The 18551-nt window shown below is 67.0% G+C and carries 17 protein-coding genes; 15 read left to right on the forward strand and 2 right to left on the reverse strand.

Annotated elements, in window-relative coordinates; genetic code table 11:
* Positions 1-37: 37 nt before the first annotated feature.
* The 9 genes from rsmA to MY55_RS03800 all read left to right on the forward strand — a co-directional run bounded on the left by rsmA (position 38) and on the right by MY55_RS03800 (position 9015).
* On the forward strand, positions 38-826 hold the full coding sequence (gene rsmA / locus MY55_RS03760; RefSeq protein ID WP_047237577.1) for a 16S rRNA (adenine(1518)-N(6)/adenine(1519)-N(6))-dimethyltransferase RsmA: 789 nt from the start codon (positions 38-40) through the stop codon (positions 824-826).
* A 114-nt stretch (positions 827-940) separates the two neighbouring features.
* Entirely contained in the window at positions 941-1849 is a 909-nt protein-coding gene (locus MY55_RS03765; protein ID WP_047257854.1) for a glutamate/aspartate ABC transporter substrate-binding protein, read from the forward strand.
* A 156-nt stretch (positions 1850-2005) separates the two neighbouring features.
* The gene (locus tag MY55_RS03770; protein ID WP_047243035.1) at positions 2006-2746 is read left to right on the forward strand and encodes an amino acid ABC transporter permease; all 741 of its coding nucleotides are present in this window, start codon (positions 2006-2008) and stop codon (positions 2744-2746) included.
* Positions 2746-3411, forward strand: a complete 666-nt coding sequence (locus tag MY55_RS03775) for an amino acid ABC transporter permease (protein ID WP_043573091.1) — start codon at positions 2746-2748, stop codon at positions 3409-3411. The genes MY55_RS03770 and MY55_RS03775 overlap by 1 nt, the downstream gene beginning before the upstream one ends.
* Before the next feature lie 5 nt (positions 3412-3416).
* Positions 3417-4151 (forward strand): amino acid ABC transporter ATP-binding protein, encoded by a 735-nt coding sequence (locus MY55_RS03780; protein ID WP_047243123.1) that lies wholly within the window; start codon positions 3417-3419, stop codon positions 4149-4151.
* Between the two features lie 169 nt (positions 4152-4320).
* The gene (locus tag MY55_RS03785) at positions 4321-5100 is read left to right on the forward strand and encodes a substrate-binding periplasmic protein (RefSeq protein WP_157889257.1); all 780 of its coding nucleotides are present in this window, start codon (positions 4321-4323) and stop codon (positions 5098-5100) included.
* 86 nt (positions 5101-5186) lie between these two features.
* Positions 5187-6566, forward strand: a complete 1380-nt coding sequence (argH, locus tag MY55_RS03790) for an argininosuccinate lyase (RefSeq protein WP_047243034.1) — start codon at positions 5187-5189, stop codon at positions 6564-6566.
* Positions 6567-6703: 137 nt separating this feature from the next.
* Complete coding sequence (locus tag MY55_RS03795; RefSeq protein WP_047243033.1) at positions 6704-8257, forward strand: EAL domain-containing protein; 1554 nt, start codon at positions 6704-6706, stop codon at positions 8255-8257.
* 62 nt (positions 8258-8319) lie between these two features.
* Entirely contained in the window at positions 8320-9015 is a 696-nt protein-coding gene (locus MY55_RS03800; RefSeq protein ID WP_052257933.1) for an aspartate/glutamate racemase family protein, read from the forward strand.
* Position 9016: 1 nt separating this feature from the next.
* Here MY55_RS03800 and MY55_RS03805 read toward each other — a convergent pair whose 3' ends face one another.
* The gene (locus MY55_RS03805; protein WP_043572811.1) at positions 9017-9928 is read right to left on the reverse strand and encodes an AraC family transcriptional regulator; all 912 of its coding nucleotides are present in this window, start codon (positions 9926-9928) and stop codon (positions 9017-9019) included.
* Positions 9929-10041: 113 nt separating this feature from the next.
* On the opposite strand from MY55_RS03805, the gene MY55_RS03810 reads away from it, so the two are divergent.
* Positions 10042-11052: a zinc-dependent alcohol dehydrogenase family protein gene (locus MY55_RS03810; RefSeq protein WP_043572812.1), complete on the forward strand. Its 1011-nt coding sequence runs from the start codon at positions 10042-10044 to the stop codon at positions 11050-11052.
* A gap of 88 nt (positions 11053-11140) precedes the next feature.
* On the forward strand, positions 11141-11908 hold the full coding sequence (locus MY55_RS03815) for a DeoR/GlpR family DNA-binding transcription regulator (RefSeq protein ID WP_043572813.1): 768 nt from the start codon (positions 11141-11143) through the stop codon (positions 11906-11908).
* Between the two features lie 78 nt (positions 11909-11986).
* On the opposite strand, the gene MY55_RS03820 is transcribed toward MY55_RS03815, so the two are convergent.
* Positions 11987-12733: a BPSS1780 family membrane protein gene (locus tag MY55_RS03820; RefSeq protein WP_047243031.1), complete on the reverse strand. Its 747-nt coding sequence runs from the start codon at positions 12731-12733 to the stop codon at positions 11987-11989.
* 244 nt (positions 12734-12977) lie between these two features.
* Here MY55_RS03820 and tkt point away from each other — a divergent pair, with 244 nt between their 5' ends.
* The 4 genes from tkt (at position 12978) to MY55_RS03840 (ending at position 18536) form a co-directional block, all read left to right on the forward strand.
* Positions 12978-14966: a transketolase gene (gene tkt, locus MY55_RS03825; protein WP_065201984.1), complete on the forward strand. Its 1989-nt coding sequence runs from the start codon at positions 12978-12980 to the stop codon at positions 14964-14966.
* 96 nt (positions 14967-15062) lie between these two features.
* The gene (gene gap, locus MY55_RS03830) at positions 15063-16073 is read left to right on the forward strand and encodes a type I glyceraldehyde-3-phosphate dehydrogenase (RefSeq protein ID WP_047257850.1); all 1011 of its coding nucleotides are present in this window, start codon (positions 15063-15065) and stop codon (positions 16071-16073) included.
* 193 nt (positions 16074-16266) lie between these two features.
* The gene (locus MY55_RS03835; RefSeq protein WP_052941642.1) at positions 16267-17352 is read left to right on the forward strand and encodes a zinc ribbon domain-containing protein; all 1086 of its coding nucleotides are present in this window, start codon (positions 16267-16269) and stop codon (positions 17350-17352) included.
* Between the two features lie 8 nt (positions 17353-17360).
* Positions 17361-18536: a phosphoglycerate kinase gene (locus MY55_RS03840; RefSeq protein WP_043572819.1), complete on the forward strand. Its 1176-nt coding sequence runs from the start codon at positions 17361-17363 to the stop codon at positions 18534-18536.
* The last annotated feature ends 15 nt before the right edge of the window (positions 18537-18551 follow it).

The raw sequence follows: 18551 nt of genomic DNA on the forward strand, positions 1-18551 counted from the left end.
GTTTACAATCCCCGCTGTTCCAAGATTTGGCAGATTCATGAGCAAGCACATTCCACGCAAGCGTTTCGGGCAGAACTTCCTGCAGGACGCCGGCGTCATCGCCAGCATCGTCCATGCGGTCAACCCGCAGCCGGACGACATCGTCGTCGAAATCGGCCCCGGCCTCGGCGCCATCACCAAGCCGCTGCTGTCCAGCCTCAAGCATCTGCACGTGGTGGAGATAGACCGCGACATCATCGAGCGGCTGCGCGCCGAGCACCCGGCCGACAAGCTGACCATCCACGCCGGCGACGCGCTGGCCTTCGATTTCGGCTCGGTCAGCGCGGCGCCGCTGAAGATCGTCGGCAACCTGCCGTACAACATCTCCACGCCGCTGCTGTTCCACCTGGCCACTTACGGCAACCGGGTGCTGGACATGCACTTCATGCTGCAGAAGGAAGTGATCGAGCGGATGGTGGCCGAGCCCTCCACCGCCGATTACGGCCGGCTGTCGGTGATGCTGCAATACCGCTTCTACATGGAAAACATCCTGTTCGTGCCGCCGGAAGCGTTCTGGCCGCCGCCGAAGGTGGACTCCGCCGTGGTGCGGATGATCCCGGCGCCGGGCCGCTGCGGCGTGGCGCGCGACGAGGCGCTGCTGGAAAAACTGGTGATCCAGGCCTTCGCCCAGCGCCGCAAGACGCTGCGCAACAACCTCAAGGGCCTGGCCGACGTCGCCGACCTGGAAGCGCTGGCCATCGATCCGGGCCTCAGGCCGGAGAACCTGGCGGTGGAAGACTACGTCCGCCTGGCCAACCATCTGTCCGACAAGGGCGTCAAGGCCTGACGCCGACCAAAAATAACAGCATACTGTCGGACAATCACTACAAAGAAGATCAAGGCGCCGCTGTCTACGGCGGCGCCGCTTTTCCCGCAAAGAGAGTCATAAGGAGAAACACTCATGCGCATTCGCACCTCCGTCATCGCCGGATGTACCATCGCCGCCCTGGCAGCGCTGGCGGCGCAAACCGCCTCCGCCGCCGAACTGACCGGCACCCTGAAGAAGATCAAGGACTCCGGCGTGATCGTGCTGGGCAACCGCGATTCCTCCATCCCGTTCTCCTACTACGACAACAACCAGAAGCCGATCGGCTATTCGGTGGACCTGGCCAACAAGGTAGTGGACGAGGTGAAGAAAGAGCTGAAAATGCCGAACCTGCAGGTGCGCTACAACCTGGTCACCTCGCAGACCCGCATCCCGCTGGTGCAGAACGGCACCGTGGACCTGGAGTGCGGCTCCACCACCAATAACGCCGAGCGCGGCCGCCAGGTGGCGTTCTCGGTCGGCATCTTCGAGATCGGCACCCGCCTGTTGACCGCCAAGACTTCCGGCATCAAGGACTTCCCCGATCTGAAGGGCAAGAACGTGGTCACCACCGCCGGCACCACGTCGGAGCGCCTGATCAAGGCGATGAACGCCAGCAAGAACATGGGCATGAACGTGATTTCGGCCAAGGACCACGGCGAATCGTTCCTGATGCTGGAGTCCGGCCGCGCCGTCGCCTTCATGATGGACGACGCGCTGCTGTACGGCGAAATGGCCAAGGCCAAGAATCCGGCCAACTGGACGGTGACCGGCAAATCGCAATCGTATGAGATCTACGGCTGCATGCTGCGCAAGGACGACCCGGCCTTCAAGAAGGTGGTGGACACCGCGCTGGCCAACACCTTCAAGTCCGGCGAAGTCAACAAGATCTACGCCAAGTGGTTCACCAGCCCGGTGCCGCCCAAGGGCCTGAACCTCAACTTCCCGATGTCCGACGAGCTGAAGGCGCTGCTGGCCAAGCCGACGGACAAGCCCGCCGAATAAGCCGCAATCCGGCCGCCCGGCGGCCGGTTCGGCTTGAAATAGCGACTGCAGCCGCCCGTTCGCCGCGGGCGGCGGTTTCACCCTGCCCGGCGCCAGCCGGCGGGGGGCATGGATAGCCGCGCCCCGCATCCTGCGGCGCGGCTGGGGAGTGGCATCATGAATTACCACTGGGATTGGGGCGTGTTCTTCAAGCCGACCGGCGTCGGCAGCGAGATCTACCTCAACTGGTTCGTCAGCGGCCTGGGCTGGACGCTGGCGGTGGGGCTGACCGGCTGGGTCATCGCCCTGTTGGTGGGCGTGGCCGCGGGCGTGGCCCGCACCCTGCCCAATCGCTGGGTGGCGGGCCTCGCCACCGCCTATGTCGACCTGTTCCGCAACGTGCCCTTGCTGGTGCAGCTGTTCGTCTGGTACTTCCTGGTGCCGGACCTGCTGCCGCAAGCCGCGCAAACCTGGTTCAAGCAGGACCTGTCGCCGACCACCTCGCAGTTCCTGTCGGTGGTGGTGTGCCTGGGCCTGTTCACCGCCGCGCGGGTGGCGGAGCAGGTGCGCACCGGCATCGAGGCGCTGCCCATCGGCCAGCGCAACGCGGCGATGGCGATGGGCTTCGGCCTGGGCCAGACTTACCGCCACGTGCTGCTGCCGCAGGCGATGCGCATCATCATCCCGCCGTTGACCAGCGAATTTTTGAACATCATCAAGAACTCGTCGGTGGCGTCGCTGATCGGCCTGGCCGAGCTGTTGGCGCAGACCAAGCAGACCGCCGAATTCTCGGCCAATCTGTTCGAGGCCTTCACGCTGGCCACGGTGATTTATTTCGTCATCAATATGGCGCTGATGCTGTCGATGAACGCGCTGGAGAAGAAACTGCGCGTGCCCGGCACGATGGGAGGCAAATGATGGATTTCAGCCAAATCCTCCCGGCGCTGCCGGGCCTGTCGCAGGGCATGGCGGTGACTTTGAAGCTGCTGGTCGGCGGCGTGGCCGGCGGCGTGCTGCTCGGCATCCTGCTGGCGCTCGCGCGCCTGTCCGGCAACAAGCTGCTGGCCGGCTTCGCCACCGCCTATGTCTACTATTTCCGCTCCATTCCGCTGCTGCTGGTGATCTCGTGGTTCTACCTGGCGGTGCCGCTGTTGATCAACTGGCTGACCGGCAGCCTGGAGCCGGTGGGCGCGTTCACCTCCTGCCTCACCGCCTTCGTGATGTTCGAGGCGGCGTTCTTCGCCGAGATCGTCCGCGCCGGCATCCAGTCCATCCCCAAGGGCCAGGCCGCCGCCGCCTACGCGCTGGGCATGCGCTACCACCAGGTGATGGCGCTGGTGGTGCTGCCGCAGGCGCTGCGCAAGATGATGCCGCTGCTGCTGCAGCAGTCCATCATCCTGTTCCAGGACACGTCTCTGGTATACGCTGTCGGCCTGATGGACTTTCTCAACACCGCCCGCTCCAAGGGCGACATCGTCGGCCTGCCGCACGAATTCCTGATATTCGCCGGCCTGGTCTACTTCGTGATCAGCTTCGGCGCTTCCCGGCTGGTGAAGCGCCTGCAACAAGGATTGGCTGTATGAGCGCAATGATTTCACTGAACCAGGTCAGCAAATGGTACGGCAGCTTCCAGGTGCTGACCGACTGCACCACCCAGGTATCCAAGGGCGAAGTGGTGGTGGTGTGCGGCCCGTCCGGCTCCGGCAAATCCACCCTGATCAAGTGCGTGAACGCGCTGGAGCCGTTCCAGCAGGGCGAGATCGTCGTCGACGGCATTTCGGTCGGCGATCCGAAAACCGACCTGCCCAAGCTGCGTAGCCGCGTCGGCATGGTGTTCCAGCACTTCGAGCTGTTTCCGCACCTGTCCATCACCGAAAACCTGGCCATCGCCCAGGTCAAGGTGCTGGGCCGCGGCCGCGAGGAGGCGATGTCCAAGGGCCTGAAGCTGCTGGACCGCGTCGGCCTGAAGGCGCACGCCGGCAAGCACCCCGGCCAGCTGTCCGGCGGCCAGCAGCAGCGGGTGGCCATCGCCCGCGCGCTGGCGATGGACCCGATCGCGATGCTGTTCGACGAGCCGACCAGCGCGCTGGACCCGGAGATGATCAACGAAGTGCTGGACGTGATGACCGAGCTGGCCCAGGAAGGCATGACCATGATGTGCGTGACCCACGAGATGGGCTTCGCCCGCCGCGTGGCCGACCGCGTGATCTTCATGGACCAGGGCCGCATCGTCGAGGACTGCAAAAAGGACGAATTCTTCGGCGACCTGGACGCGCGCAGCGAGCGCGCGCGCCAGTTCCTGTCCAAGATCCTGCAGCACTGAGCGGCCCCGCTCCCGCCCGGACACAGCCCGCGCCACGGCGCGGGCTGTTTCGCGTCCGCCCGCCGGCCGCGTCGTTTTTGCAACAGCGCCGAAGCCAAGCCGCGACAAACATGTTGCCCTGTCCGATTAGCAGTTAGGATTGCTGAAAACATTTCCAAGCAAAGCCGCCGTGAAGACACTGCTTGCCCTGTTGCTGTCCTGCCTGGGACTGCTGGCCCAGCCGGCGCTCGCCTCCGACAACGGACCGCGCCCGCTGGTGCTGGCCTACAACGCCTTCGCGCCGTGGAAAAACTACGACGGCCAGGGCCAGCCCTCCGGCCCTTACACCGAAATCGTCCGCGAGCTGGCGCGCCGCCTGCGGCTGCCGCTGCGCTTCCTCAACTGCCCGCTGCCGCGCTGCCTGGCCGCCATGCAGCAGGGCCGGGCCGACCTGATGATAGGCGTGCAGCACAGCCCGCAGCGCGCCCGCTACCTGGACTACCTGGAGCCGCCCTTCGCCAGCGGCAACCGGCTGGCGCTGTACCAGCGCGGCAACGATCCGCGCGTGATCCGCCGCTACCAGGACCTGCTGCCGCTGACGGTGGGCGTGGTGGAGGGCGTGCAATACCAGGAAGCTTTCGACCAGGACGGGCGCCTGCGCCGCGACACCGCGCTGACGATGGAGTCCAGCTTCCGCAAGCTGGCCGCCGGCCGCATCGACGTGCTGATCGGCAACGAGCAGCAGACCGGCCTGCTGGCGGCCAGCCACGAATTCGCCGGCCGGGTGCGGCGCGCCGGCCTGACGCTGGACGACCTGCGCCCGCACCGGCTGGCGCTGGCGCAAAACTCGCCGTTCCACGCCGAAAAGGCCCGCGTCTCGCAGGCGCTGCAGGCGATGCTGGACGACGGCAGCGTCGCCCGCATCCTGGCCGGGCTGCCATTGCGGCCGGCCGCCGCCGCCCCGCGCTGAGGGCGCCGGCGAAAACCAAGCTGGCCCTGAGCGGTTGCGGCTGGCATAGTAGGGTCTTTGCACTATCACCAGTGGGACGCAACGCCATGCAAGACCAACACGCCTGGTCCGGCCGCTTTTCCGAGCCGGTATCCGAACTCGTCAAGCACTACACCGCCTCCATCGGTTTCGACTACCGACTGGCCGAAGTGGATATCGAAGGCTCGCTGGCCCACGCCGCGATGCTGAACCGATCCGGCGTGCTGTCCGACGCCGACCTGGCGGCGATCCGCCAGGGCATGGCCGAAATCCGCGACCAGATCCGCGCCGGCGAGCTGGCATGGAGCGTGGACCTGGAAGACGTGCACATGAATATCGAGCGCCGGCTGACCGACCGCATCGGCGACGCCGGCAAGCGCCTGCACACCGGCCGCAGCCGCAACGACCAGGTGGCCACCGACATCCGGCTGTGGCTGCGCGGCGAGATCGACGCCACCGTCCACCTGCTGGCCGAGCTGCAAAAGAGCCTGCTCGACCTGGCGGAACAGCACGCCGCCACCGTGATGCCCGGCTTCACCCACCTGCAGGTGGCGCAGCCGGTCACCTTCGGCCACCACCTGCTGGCCTATGTGGAAATGCTGGCGCGCGACGCCGAGCGGATGCAGGACTGCCGCAAGCGCGTCAACCGGCTTCCCTTGGGCGCGGCGGCGCTGGCCGGCACCACCTTCCCGATCGACCGCCGCTACACCGCCCAGCTGCTGGGCTTCGACGACGTCTGCCACAACTCTCTGGACGCGGTGTCCGACCGCGACTTCGCCATCGAATTCGCCGCGGCGGCGTCCTTGGTGATGATCCACCTGTCGCGCTTGTCGGAAGAGCTGATCCTGTGGATGAGCCCGCGCGTCGGCTTCATCGACATCGCCGACCGCTTCTGCACCGGCTCGTCCATCATGCCGCAGAAGAAAAACCCGGACGTGCCGGAGCTGGTGCGCGGCAAGTCCGGCCGCGTGGTCGGCCACCTGATCGCGCTGGTCACCCTGATGAAGGCGCAGCCGCTGGCCTACAACAAGGACAACCAGGAAGACAAGGAGCCGCTGTTCGACACCGTCGACACGCTGCAGGCCACGCTGCGCATCTACGCCGACATGATGCGCGGCATCACGGTGAAGCCGGAGGCGATGCGCGCGGCGGTGCTGCAGGGCTACGCCACCGCCACCGACCTGGCCGACTACCTGGTGAAGAAGGGCCTGCCGTTCCGCGACAGCCACGAAGTGGTGGCGCTGGCGGTGCGCCACGCCGAGCGGCAGGGCGTGGATCTGGCCGAGCTGCCGCTCTCGGCGCTGCAAGGCTTCAGTGCGCTGATCGCCGATGATGTCTATACCGTATTGACGCCGGAGGGCAGCCTCGCCCAGCGCGACCATGTCGGCGGCACCGCCCCGGCGCAGGTGGCGGCGCAGATCGCCCGCCACCGCGGCAGGCTGGGCTGAAACAGCCCGTCCCGGCCCAGGCCCAGTGACCAGGCCCTCCGAAACGGAGGGCCTTTTGCATTTTTGTTTAAAATAAGGCGAAAATTATAAACATTCAATACTAGGCGCATATTGGCGCCGCCCGCCCTGGAGACCCGATGAACCCCCTGCACCCGCGCCGCCAACACCGGCTGTCCCACCAGCTGCTGGCCCTGCTGGTCTGCCTGACTCCCTTGCTGACCGCCGCGCCGGCGCTGGTATGGCAAGAACAGCAGGACCTGCGCCAGACGGCGCAGCAGCAAACCCGGCACGGCGTGGCCATGGTGGACGACATCCTGGACGAGGCCGCCCGCGCCACCCGCGCGATCCTGCCGCTGGCCGGCGGCGCATGCGCCGACGCCGAATACGCGCTGCGGCGGCAAACCGCCGCCTCCCCCTTCGTGCGCAGCCTGTCGTTGGCGCGCGGCGACCTGATGTACTGCACCTCGGTGTCCGGCCAGGTCGCCATCGCGATGCCGCAGCGCGACTTCACCGACAAGCGGCTGAACCTGACCCACGGCAACAAGATCACGCCCGGCGTGCCGCTGCTGTACTACCGGCTGCAAGGCGCGGGCGGCGACGCGATGGCCACGGTGGACGGCCGCTACCTGCAACTGGCGCTGCAAGACGCCAGCGACAGCAATCCGGTGTTCATGCAGATAGGCGACGAATGGATAGGGCCGCGCCTCGCCGGCGACGGCCAGGCGCCGCTGGCCTGGAGATTCCGCGCCACCGCGCATTCGTCGGTTTACCCCTACTCGGTGGTGACAGGCTACGACATGCCGCCCTGGCACAGCTTGCTGTGGGACGACCACGCCGCGCTGACCGTGACGCTGGCCTTGCTGGGCCTGCTCGCCGGCGCCACGCTGTACTGGCTGTTGGGCCGGCCGGCCTCGCCCACCGACGAGCTCAAGCGCGCGCTGGCCAATGATGAATTCGAAGGCTTTCTGCAGCCGGTGGTGAAGCCCGGCGCGCCGGGCTGGCAGGGCGCGGAAGTGCTGATGCGCTGGCGCCATCCCCGCGAGGGGCTGATCCGGCCCGACCTGTTCATTCCCCGCGCCGAGGAAAGCGGCATGATCGTGCCGATGACGCGGCGGATGATGAAGCAGGTGGCGCGCCGGCTGCGGCAACAGCCGTTGCCGGCCGGTTTCCATCTGGGCTTCAATATCAGCCGCGCCCACCTGCATGACCCCCACTTCTACGCCGATTGCCAAGAGCTGCAGCAATTGCTGGCTGGCAGCCAGGCGGCGCTGACGCTGGAGCTGACCGAGCGCGAAATCGTCGAAATCACGCCTGAAGTGGCGGAACTGTTCCAGAAGCTGCACGATCTGGGCGTCAAGATCGCGCTGGACGACTTCGGCACCGGCCATTCCAGCCTGGTGTATCTGCAGCAACTGGCGGTGGACGGGCTGAAGATAGACCAGGGCTTCGTCGCCGGCATCGGCAGCGACGGCCTGTCCGCCCACATCGTCGACAGCGTGGCCGAGCTGGCGGCCAAGTTGGGCCTGGAAACGGTGGCCGAAGGCGTGGAAACCCAGGCGCAATTCGACTACCTGAGCCAGCTGGGCGTGGGCTGGCTGCAAGGCTATCACATCGCCAGGCCGATGCCGCTGGAGGAGTTCATCCAGCGCCTGCGCGCCGGCGACACCTGGCAACAAGGTACGAGCAATTGACTTTTTTATGACGAAAGTCTAGCTTGCCGACTCTTGACCACACGCCACCCACCGAGCAGAACATGCACGCAAAAACCATAGGCATCGCCGGCGTCACCGTGCCCGGCGCCGTAGACTGCCTGTCCAAGATGCACCGGCTGTGCGCCGGCCGCTTCGCCGCCCACCATCACCCGCGCTTCGCGCTGGACCAGCCGGATTTCGGCGTGGTGCACCAGGCGCAGGACGACGACCGCTGGGATAAGGTCGCCGACTCCATCGTCGGCTCGCTCGAACGCCTGGCCGGCGCCGGCGCCGCACTGGCGGTGATTCCCGCCAACACCGTGCACCTGGTGGTGGAAGACATCCGCGCGCGCTCGCCGATTCCGCTGATCAGCATGCTGGACGTGGTGGCCGACGCCTGCGCCGCCCGCGGCCTGAAGCGGGTGGCCATCCTCGGCACCCGCTGGACCATGGCCCGGCATCTGTACCAGGCGCCGCTGGCCGCGCGCGGCATCGAGGAAGTGATTCCCGACGAGGCGCAGCAGGCGGTGATCCAGCGCGCCATTTTCGAAGAGCTGGTGCCCAGCGGCCGCGCCAGCGAGGCCACGCTGGCCGCGCTGCTGCAGGTAGTGGCGGCGATGAAGGCGCAGGGCTGCGACGGCGTGGCTCTGGCCTGCACCGAGCTGCCGCTGGCGCTGAACGACGCCAATTGCGGCGTGCCGGCGATAGACACCACGCTGGCGCTGGCCGAGGCCGCGATCGCCCGGGCCTGCGCCTGAGTCAGCCCGTCCGGCTGGCGCGGCGGTATTCGCCCGGCGGCACGCCGCAAACGCGCTTGAACGCGCGCTGGAAGGCGCCGTCGCTGTCGTAGCCGACCCGCTGCGCCACCTCGGCCAGCGGCAGCCGGCTTTGCCGCAGCAGGGTTTGCGCGCGGTAGACGCGCCAGCCGGTCAGGTAATTGAGCGGCGTGTCGCCGACCAGTTGGCGGAAATGGCGGGCGAAGGCCGAGCGCGACAGGCCGGCCAGCCCGGCCAGCTGCGCCACGGTCCACGGCGCGGCGATATCGCGGTGCAGCGCCTGCAGCGCCGGCGCCAGGTGGCGGTCGCCCAGCGCCGCCAGCCAGCCGCCGCCCTGGCCGCCCAGGCAGAAGATCCGCAGCGCCTGGATCAGCAACACATCCACCAGCTTTTGCACCGCCAGCCGCGCGCCCAGCGCCTGGCCGGCGTTCTCGCGCGCGATCAGCTGCAGCGTCGCCTGCAGCAGGCGGGCGTGCTCGTCGTCCAGATGCAGATGCAGCACCGGCGGCAACAGGTCCATCAGCGGCGCGCCGCCGGCGGCGTCGAACAGGAAGCGGCCGGAGACGATGGCGGTTTCCTCGCCGCCGCCGCCGAAACGGATCACCCCTTCGGTGCGGCCGGCGAAGATCGTCTCGCACGGCACCGCCGGCCGTCCCGGCTGGTCCATCAGCGTGAAAGGGCTGCCGCCGCTGACGATGAAGCAGTCGCCGGCGGCCAGCGCCAGCGGCTCGGCCAGGCCGGCGCCGGACAGCCAGCAGCGGCCATGGCTGACGATGCCGAAACGGGCCGACGCGTGCGGGCTGAACGCGATCCCCCATGGCGCGCCCGCCTCCAGCTGCGCGTACAGCGCGCTCTCCACCTGCATCGCGGTGAAAATGTCTTCCAGCAAGTCCATGCGCTTTTCCTGAAGTCTGGACGAATGGTGAATAGAACGGCGTTTCAAAGCATTCATCATATCAAGCCGGCGCGGCAAGATGGCGGCATTCCCACCGCATCAGGACTTTCCCCATGCAAAGCTACCGTTTCTCCCGCTTCGGCCATCTCGACCACCTGCAACGCCGCGACGACGCCATGCCGCGCCCCGGCCGCGGCGAAGTCCTGCTGCGGGTGCGCGCCAGCGCGCTCAACTACCGCGATCTGGCCCTGCTCAACGGCCGCTATCCGATGAGCCATCAAGACGGCCTGATCCCGCTGTCCGACGCCGCCGGCGAAGTCGTCGAGCTGGGCGAGGACTGCCGCCGCTTCGCGGTCGGCGACCGGGTTTGCAACACCTTTTTCCCGGAATGGTTCGGCGGCCCGTTTCCGCCGCCGCAGGCCGCGCGCCAGTACGGCAGCAACCTGGACGGCTGGCTGTGCCAGTACAAGGCGGTGAGCGAGGAGGCGCTGGTGCGCGCGCCGGATCACCTGGACTGGGCCGAGGCGGCGACGCTACCCTGCGCCGCGCTCACCGCCTGGACCGCGCTGACCGGGCCGCAGCCGGTCAAGGCCGGCGACACGGTGCTGACCCAGGGCAGCGGCGGCGTGTCGCTGTTCGCGATCCAGCTGGCCAAGCTGCTGGGCGCCCGCGTGATCGCCACCACTTCCAGCGCCGACAAGGCGCAGCGGCTGCGGGAGCTTGGCGCCGACGAGGTGATAGATTACCGCGCCAGCCCGGACTGGGGCGCGGCGGCGCGCGAGCTGAGCGGCGGCCGCGGCGTGGACCGGGTGGTGGAAGTCGGCGGCCAAGGCACGCTGGAGCAGTCGCTGCAGGCGACGGCCATCGGCGGCGAGATCGCGGTGATAGGCTTTCTGGACGAAGGCGCGGCCCCGCTCGACTTCATGCGCTTCTTCCTGAGCGGCGCCACCTTGCGCCGCATCGCCGTCGGCCACCGCGAAGGATTCGAAGCGATGTTGCGCGCGATAGAGCAGCATCGGCTGCGTCCGGCGCTGGACCGCGTGTTCGCCTTCGACGACGCCCGCGCGGCCTGGGAGCATTTCGCCAGCCGCCGCAACCTGGGCAAGGTGGTGATCGCGCACTGAGCCGGCGCGGCGGAATTTGCAGCCGGCATTTGCTATCCGGGGGGCAAATATGTTACTAAAGTAACGTGATTTTCGATTCCGAATAGTTATGAGCCGCTCTCCACGTCACGACAAGATCCTGCAACTGGTCCGCGAAAACGGCTTCATGCCGATCGAAGAGCTGGCCCGTCTGCTCGACGTCACGCCGCAAACCATCCGCCGCGACATCAACCAGCTGTGCGAGGCCAACCTGCTGCGCCGCTACCACGGCGGCGCCGCGCTGGGCAACAGCGTGGAGAATGAGGACTACTTTGCGCGCAAGGGAAAATTCCAGAGCGAAAAGGCCCATATCGCCGACATGATCGCACGCAGCATCCCCGACCACGCCTCGCTGTTCATGAGCATAGGCACCACCATCGAAGCGGTGGCGCAGGCGCTGACCGCGACGCACAAGGGGCTGCGCGTGATCACCAACAACATCCACGTCGCCTCGATCATGTCCACCAACCCGGACTTCACCGCGATGATCACCTCCGGCACCGTGCGCGCGTCGGATGGCGGCATCACCGGCGTGGCGACGCTGGACTTCATCAACCAGTTCAAGGTCGACTACGCGATCATCGGCGTGTCCGGCATCGAATCCGATGGCTCGCTGCTGGACTTCGACTACCGCGAAGTGCGGGTGGCGCAGGCGATGATGAACAACGCCCGCCACCGCTACCTGGCCGCCGACCACAGCAAGTTCGGCCGCAACGCGCTGGTGCGCATGGGCCACATCAGCGAATTCCACACCGTGTTCACCGACGCGATGCCGCCGGAGCCGGTGAGCAAGCTGCTGGAGGAGCACAGCGTGCGGCTGGTGCTGTCCGAAGCCTGATCGCGCGGCTGTCCCGATAAAAAACGCCGTCCGCTCCTCGTCGAGCGGACGGCGTTTCGCTTGGCGCAAAGCGCCGCGCTATCGCGCCGCGTCCTCTTGGCCGAAAATGTCCTTCCAGCTGGTATAGGCGGTGACGTAGACCACCGGGAACCACAGCAGCAGGCCCAGGCCCAGCGGCACCAAAGCCAGCAGGCCCAGCAAGGACAAGGCCAGGCCGGCCACCAGCAATGCCGCCCAGTTGCTCAGGCCGGCCGAGAAACTGCTGCGGATGGCCTGCCACGGCGCGACGCCGCCCAGCGCCACCAGCGCCGGCGCGAACCAGTAGCACAGGCTGACGATGAACATCACCACCGTCATCAGGCCGACCAGCGCCAGCACCACCCCGAACAGCGCATCGCTATGCGCCTGCAGCTGCAGATGGCCGCCCAGCAGCCCGCTGGTCACGCCGCTGGCCGCGCCCACCGCCACCAAGGCCAACATCGCCGCCAGCATCAGCGCGAAGAACAGCGCGCCCACCTGCAGCAACGGGCCGGGCATCAGGCGGAAGCCGGCGAACAGGTCGGCCAGCTCCAGTTCCTCGCCGCGTTCCGACTTGCGCGCGGCCATCACGAAGCCGCCGGCGAACACCGGGCCGATGATGGCGCCGACGAGGCCGCCGATCATCGGCACCGCGTTGATGGCGAAATGGATCAGCAGGTAGACCAGGGTCAGCAGCACCCAGGTCAGCGGTTGTTCCCGCACGATGTGGAACGCCTCCACGCACCAGCGCCAGCCGCGGCCGGCGCCCACCTTGCGGGGAAGTGGCGGGATGTCGAATGACTGCATACTCGGTCTCCATGGCGGCGCGCTCGGCGCCGTGTTTTGGGGAAAATACAGCTAGACCATGCCATCCGGCCATGGTTCTGCTTGATTCTACTCAATTTGCGCGCGCGGCGGCCGGTTGCCTGAAAGTGCCGAAATCGGCGATAATCCGGCGGTTTTGCGGCGGTGGACCCCAGTCTCCAGCAGCATGGTGGCGCAGGGACGAGCCGTCGTACCGGTTTCCCAATAGTCTTGAGGTTTTACCGAAATGGTTACCCGCACCGAGCTTGCCAACGCCATCCGCTTCCTCTCCATGGACGCCGTGGAAAAAGCCAAATCCGGCCACCCCGGCGCCCCGATGGGCATGGCGGACATCGCCGAAGTCCTGTGGCGCGATCACCTGAAGCACAACCCGGCCAACCCGTCCTGGGCCGACCGCGACCGCTTCGTACTCTCCAACGGCCACGGCTCGATGCTGATCTACAGCCTGCTGCACCTGACCGGCTACGATCTCTCCATCGACGACCTCAAGAATTTCCGCCAGCTGCACAGCAAGACCCCGGGCCACCCGGAATACGGCTACGCGCCGGGCGTGGAAACCACCACCGGCCCGCTGGGCCAGGGCATCACCAACGCCGTCGGCTTCGCGCTGGCGGAAAAAATGCTGGCCGCCCAGTTCAACCGCGACGGCCATCAAATCGTCGACCACCACACCTACGCCTTCCTCGGCGACGGCTGCCTGATGGAAGGCATCAGCCACGAGGCGTGCTCGCTGGCCGGCACCTGGGGCCTGAACAAGCTGATCGCCTTCTGGGACGACAACGGCATCTCCATCGACGGCCATGTCGAAGGCTGGTTCAGCGACGACACCCCGGCCCGCTTCGAAGCCTACGGCTGGCAAGTGATCCGCAACGTCAACGGCCATGATCCGGTGGAAGTGGCCACCGCCATCGCCACCGCCAAGAAGAGCGCCGGCAAGCCGACGCTGATCTGCTGCAAAACCACCATCGGCTTCGGCGCGCCCACCAAGCAGGGCAGCCACGACTGCCATGGCGCGCCGCTGGGCGCCGCCGAAATCGCCGCCGCGCGCGAAGGCCTGAAGTGGCCGCACGCGCCGTTCGAAATTCCGGCCGAGATCTACGCCGAATGGAACGCCCGCGACCAGGGCGCGGCCGCCGAAGCCCAATGGAACCAGCGCTTCGACGCCTACCGCGCCGCCCACCCGCAGCTGGCCGCCGAGTTCGAGCGCCGCATGGCGGGCGAGCTGCCGGCCGGCTGGCACGAGACGCTGAACGCCGCGCTGGCCAAGATCAGCGACGCCGCCCAGACCGTGGCCACCCGCAAGGCCAGCCAGATCGCGCTGGAAGCGCTGTCGCCGTCCCTGCCGGAATTCGTCGGCGGCTCCGCCGACCTGACCGGCTCCAACCTGACCAATTGGTCCGGCAGCAAGTGGATAGACGGCGAAGGCAACGGCAATTACATCAGCTACGGCGTGCGCGAGTTCGGCATGGCCGCCATCATCAACGGCATGACGCTGCACGGCGGCCTGCGCCCGTACGGCGGCACCTTCCTGATGTTCAGCGAATACGCCCGCAACGCGCTGCGCATGGCGTCGCTGATGAAGATCAATCCGATCTTCGTGTTCACCCACGATTCGATCGGCCTGGGCGAAGACGGTCCCACCCACCAGCCGGTGGAGCAAGTGGCCACCCTGCGCTACATCCCCAACCACCACACCTGGCGTCCGTGCGACACCAGCGAAACCGCGGTGGCCTGGGCGCATGCGATCGAACAGAAAACCACGCCCAGCAGCCTGATCCTCAGCCGCCAGAACCTGCCCTTCGTCGCCCGCGACGAGCGCCAGCTGGCCGACATCCGCAAGGGCGGCTACGTGCTGCGCGACGCCGCAGGCGCCCGCGCCGTGCTGATCGCCACCGGCTCCGAAGTGGAGCTGGCGCTGAAGGCGCAGGAAGCGCTGGCGGCCGAAGGCGTCGCGGTGCGCGTGGTGTCGATGCCTTGCACCAACGTGTTCGACGCCCAGGACAAGGCCTGGCAGCACAGCGTGCTGCCGGCGGGCCTGCCGCGCGTGGCCATCGAAGCCGGCCACCCGGACTTCTGGCACAAATACGTCGGCCTGGACGGCGCGGTGGTCGGCATGGCCACCTTCGGCGAATCCGCGCCGGCCGGCCAGCTGTTCAAGGAATTCGGCTTCACCGTGGAAAACGTGGTCGCCAAGACCCGCTCCGTGATACGCTAAGCCAGCAATCAGGCCATCGCGGCGACGCGATGGCCTTTTTTTCGCCACACCATGTAGTCGCCGCACTACAAAAGTTTTACCGGGAGACCCTGTAGCATGACCATCCGCCTCGCCATCAACGGTTACGGTCGCATTGGCCGCCAGGTTTTGCGCGCCATCTATGAAAACAAGTTGCACGACGATTTCACGGTAGTGGCGGTCAACGCCTCCGGCGACCTTGGCATCAACGCGCACCTGACCCAGTTCGACACCGTGCATGGCCGCTTTCCCGGCAGCGTGGAGCAGGATGAGCGCCACCTGATCCTCAACGGCGACAAGATTCCGTTCTTCAGCACCCGCAACCCGGCCGAGCTGCCGTGGAAGGAACTGGACGTGGACCTGGTGCTGGAGTGCACCGGCGCCTTCACCAGCAAGGAAAAGTGCCAGGCCCACATCGACGCCGGCGCCAAGAAGGTGCTGATCTCGGCCCCGGGCGGCGACGATGTCGACGCCACCATCGTCTACGGCGTCAACCACGACACGCTGAAGCCGGAAATGACCGTGGTGTCCAACGCCAGCTGCACCACCAACTGCCTGGCGCCGGTGGCCAAGGCGCTGAACGACGCGATCGGCATCAAGAAGGGCCTGATGACCACCATCCACGCCTTCACCAACGACCAGGTGCTGACCGACGTCAAGCACAAGGACCTGCGCCGCGCCCGCTCCGCCACCGACAACATGATCCCCACCAAGACCGGCGCCGCCAAGGCCGTCGGCCTGGTGCTGCCGGAACTGAAAGGCCGGCTGGACGGCTTCTCGGTGCGGGTGCCCACCATCAACGTTTCGCTGGTGGACCTCACCTTCACCGCCAGCCGCGACACCAGCAAGGACGAGGTCAACGACATCCTCAAGGCCGCGTCCGAAGGCGGCATGCAGGGCATCCTGGGCTACAACACGCTGCCGCTGGTTTCCGGCGACTTCAACCACACCGACGAAGCCTCCACCTTCGACTCCACGCTGACCAAGGTCACCGGCGGCAATATGGTGAAGGTGCTGGCCTGGTACGACAACGAGTGGGGTTTCAGCTGCCAGATGCTGCGCACCGCGCGCGCGATGTTCCGCTGCTGAGTCCGGAATCAGGCGCGCATGGCGACGGGGCGAGCGGCTGTTATGCCATTCGCCCTGTTGTTTTGTTACATAAAGCGCGCATGAAATTTGATTGGTGTTAAAGTTGCGCCGTCGTTTCGGCATACACTTGCCAACAGGGCCCGCCATCCCGCGCCAGGCGGCCGGCCCCCCGGACACTGAGATGGAGAACGCGATGCAGCAAGGGCAGGCCTTGTCCCGGCCGGAAAAAATGGTTCGCCTGGCCTCGTGGCTGGTGGCGCTGGTATTCGCCGCGCTGCTGGCCGGCCTCGGCGAACTGGTGATCCGCGACCTGTTCTACCTGCCGGCAGGCGGGCCGCCGCAACAGGAAGCTTTCCGACAGCGCATCGGGCTGGACCCGCTGAAACGGCAGCAGGAACAGCTGCAGCGGCAAACCGAAGCGCAGCGCGCCGAACAAGAGAAGCTCGCCGCCACCCGCGGCCAGCTGGAGCGCAGCTACCAGACCCAGCGCCAGGGACTGGACAACTGGCTGGCCAGCCGCGCCGCCACCGCCGATGCCGGCCAGAGCGGCGAGGTGGTGCGACGCGCGCGCGCGCTGGACGCGCTGCAGGCGCAGATCCTGCAATGGCAGCAGAAAGAAGACCAGGCCAGCTCCGGCCTGCTGGCGCTGGCGCAACGGCAACAGACGCTGCAAGCCCAGGTCGACCGGTTGGAGCAACAAGCCGGCGAGCAATACCAGCAGGCCAGCGACCGCTTCGAGTTGAAAGTGTTCGCGCTGCGGCTGGTGGTGATCCTGCCGCTGCTGCTCTTGGGCGTGTGGCTGTTCCTGCGCTACCGCGCCCACCGCTACTGGTTCTTCGTCTACGGCTTCGGCCTGTTCGCCCTGTTCGCCTTCTTCGTCGAGCTGCTGCCCTATCTGCCCAGCTTCGGCGGCTATGTGCGCTTCCTGGTCGGCATCGCGCTCACCGTGTTCGCCGGCATGCGCATGATCCAGGCCTTCCAGCGCTACGCCGAGAAAAAACGCGCGGAGCTGCAGCAAAGCCAGGGCCAGCGCGCCGGCCGCATCGCCTACGCCAAGGCGCTGCTGTCCTATCAGAAGCGCAGCTGCCCGTCGTGCGACCATCAATACAATATCGCCGGCGACGACGCCGACTACTGCATCCATTGCGGCCTGCAGCTGTTCCGCGTCTGCGCCTGCGGCGCGCGCAATTTCGCCTTTTTCCCGTTCTGCAAGAAATGCGGCGGCGCCGTGACCCGGCCCGCCGCCTTGCCCGATCATCCCGCATCCAAACCCGAGTGAGTGAAACGATGAAATTCAACAAACTCTCCGAACAGAACCTTGCCGGCAAGCGCGTGCTGATCCGCGTCGACATGAACGTGCCGCTGAAAAACGGCGTGATCGGCGACGACACCCGCATCCGCGCCAGCCTGCCGTCGATCGAGCTGTGCCTGCAAGCCGGCGCCGGCGTGATGCTGATGACCCACCTGGGCCGTCCGACCGAAGGCGAGCCGAAGCCGGAAGACAGCCTGGCGCCGGTGGTGGAGCGCCTGTCCAGCCTGCTGGGCAAGCCGGTGCGGCTGGTAGCCGACTGGCAGGCCGGCGTGCCGCTCGCCGCCGGCGAGGTGGTGATGCTGGAAAACATCCGCCTGAACAAAGGCGAAAAGAAGAACAGCGCCGAGCTGGGCCGCGCCTACGCCGCGCTGTGCGACGTGTTCGTCAACGACGCCTTCGGCACCGCCCACCGCGCCGAGGCCTCCACCCACGCGGTGGCGCAGTTCGCCCCGCTCGCCTGCGCCGGCGTGCTGCTGTCGGCCGAGCTGGACGCGCTGTCCAAGGCGCTGCTGGCGCCGGCCCGCCCGCTGGTGGCCATCGTCGCCGGCTCCAAGGTGTCGACCAAGCTGACCATCCTGGAGGCGCTGGCCGACAAGGTGGACCAGCTGATCGTCGGCGGCGGCATCGCCAACACCTTCCTGCTGGCCGAAGGCAAGGCCATCGGCAAATCGCTGGCCGAGGCCGACCTGGTCGAAGACGCCAAGCGCGTCATCGCCAAGATCCGCGCCCGCGGCGGCGACGTGCCGCTGCCCACCGACGTGGTCTGCGCGACCGAATTCGCCGAAACCGCCGCCGCGGCCACCAAGAACGTGGCCGAGGTGAGCGCCGACGACATGATTCTGGACATCGGGCCGGATTCCGCCAAAGAGCTGGCCGGCATCATCGCCCAGGCCGGCACCGTCGTGTGGAACGGCCCGGTCGGCGTGTTCGAGTTCGACCAGTTCGGCAACGGCACCAAGACGCTGGCCCAGGCCATCGCCCAATCCAAGGCGTTCTCTATCGCCGGCGGCGGCGACACGCTGGCGGCCATCGCCAAGTACGGCATCACCGGCGACATCGGCTACATCTCCACCGGCGGCGGCGCCTTCCTGGAATTCCTGGAAGGCAAGCAGCTGCCGGCGGTGGCCATCCTGGCCGAGCGCGCGCAGTAAGGAAAACTACCCATG

It is taken from the genome of Chromobacterium subtsugae (assembly GCF_001676875.1).
Taxonomy (GTDB): domain Bacteria; phylum Pseudomonadota; class Gammaproteobacteria; order Burkholderiales; family Chromobacteriaceae; genus Chromobacterium; species Chromobacterium subtsugae.